The sequence below is a fragment of the Streptomyces sp. LS1784 genome (assembly GCF_020103755.1).
Classification (GTDB): domain Bacteria; phylum Actinomycetota; class Actinomycetes; order Streptomycetales; family Streptomycetaceae; genus Kitasatospora.
Window position 1 is genome coordinate 1 of sequence record NZ_JAHSQD010000974.1, and the last position, 1815, is coordinate 1815.

The following is a 1815-nucleotide window of genomic DNA, read 5'->3' on the forward strand; positions in this document are numbered from 1 at the left end:
GGGAGGGCCGCTCCGGCGGCGGTTCGGCCGGGACGCCCTCGGTCACCCCGAGCAGCCGCCCGTCGAGCACCCCCGCGCCCGAGCGCAGCTCGCCCGCCGCGACCGTCCCACCGGCCCCGGACCCGTCCTCCGGCAGCTCCGGTTCCTCGGCCCCGAGCCCCCGCGCGGCCGGGCATTAGCGGATTGAGCAGGGGGTTTGCCTCCGATCCCGAGGCTCGTCTATGGTGGTAGATCGTTCGTTTGATCCATTTGACTGGCGCCCTAATCCCATCTGGCGCCCTTGGCGCGTTCCGGCGATCCGTGGCTGACCGCATAGAGGCGGTTGTGAAACAGAACCCCGGACTTTGGCGCGTGCCACTTCCGGAAGGTTCTGCATGTCTCTCGTTGACGACGCCCGCTTCGCCATGCCCGCGAACGAGGCCGCCGCCGATGTCACCGACACCACCGACACCATCGACACCGCCGCGGACGAGGTGATCGCCGAGGCCGTGGAGGCCACCGAGGAGGCGGCCGCCGGGTCCACCATCACCTTCGGTGACCTGGGCCTGCACGACGACGTGGTGCGCGCCCTCGCCAAGCGCGGCGTCACCACCCCGTTCCCGATCCAGGCCGCGACCATCCCGGACGCGCTGGCCGGCAAGGACGTGCTGGGCCGTGGCCGCACCGGCTCCGGCAAGACCCTCAGCTTCGGCCTGCCGCTGCTCACCCGCCTCGCCGACGGCGAGCGCACCAAGCCCAAGCACCCGCGCGGTCTGATCCTCGTCCCGACCCGCGAGCTGGCCATGCAGGTCGCCGACGCCCTGGAGCCGTTCGGCTCGGTGCTCGGCCTGCGCCTCAAGGTCGTCTGCGGTGGCACCTCGATGTCGAACCAGATCTACGCGCTGGAGCGTGGCGTCGACATCCTGGTCGCCACTCCCGGCCGTCTGCGCGACCTGCTCAACCGCGGCTCCGCCAAGCTGGACGACGTCAAGACCGTCGTGCTCGACGAGGCCGACCAGATGGCCGACATGGGCTTCCTGCCCGAGGTCACCGAGATCCTCGACCAGGTGCCGGCCGGCGGCCAGCGCCTGCTGTTCTCCGCCACCCTGGAGAACGAGATCGACACCCTGGTCAAGCGCTACCTGAAGAACCCGGTCACCCACGAGGTCGACCCGTCGGCCGGCGCGGTCACCACCATGACCCACCACATCCTCGTGGTGAAGCCCAAGGACAAGGCGCCGATCACCAACGCGATCGCCGCCCGCAAGGGCCGCACGATCATCTTCGTCCGCACCCAGATGGGCGCCGACCGCGTCGCCGAGCAGCTGATCGAGGCCGGCGTGAAGGCCGACGCGCTGCACGGCGGCATGACCCAGGGCGCCCGCACCCGTGTCCTCGGCGACTTCAAGGACGGCTACACCAACGTCGTCGTCGCCACCGACGTCGCCGCCCGCGGCATCCACGTCGACGGCATCGACCTGGTCCTCAACGTGGACCCGGCCGGCGACCACAAGGACTACCTGCACCGCTCCGGCCGCACCGCGCGGGCCGGCCGCTCCGGCGCCGTTGTCACCCTGGTGCTGCCGCACCAGCGCCGCGGCGTCTTCCGCCTGATGGAGGACGCGGGCGTGGACGCCTCGCGCCACATCCTCGACCACGCCTTCGACGCGGAGGTCGCCAAGATCACCGGCGCCCGTTCGCTGACCGAGGTCCAGGCCGAGAGCGCCGCCAACATCGCCGGTGCCGCCGAGCGCGAGATCGCCGACATGACCCGCCAGCTGGAGCGCGCGCAGCGCCGCGCCACCGAGCTGCGCGAGGAGGCCGACCGCCTGGCCG

At 71.7% G+C, this 1815-nt stretch carries 1 protein-coding gene; it reads left to right on the forward strand.

Annotation, left to right across the window (positions count from 1 at the left end):
- Nucleotides 1-374: 374 nt before the first annotated feature.
- On the forward strand, nucleotides 375-1815 hold a 1441-nt coding region (locus tag KS423_RS44790; protein ID WP_224285412.1), incomplete at its 3' end, for a DEAD/DEAH box helicase.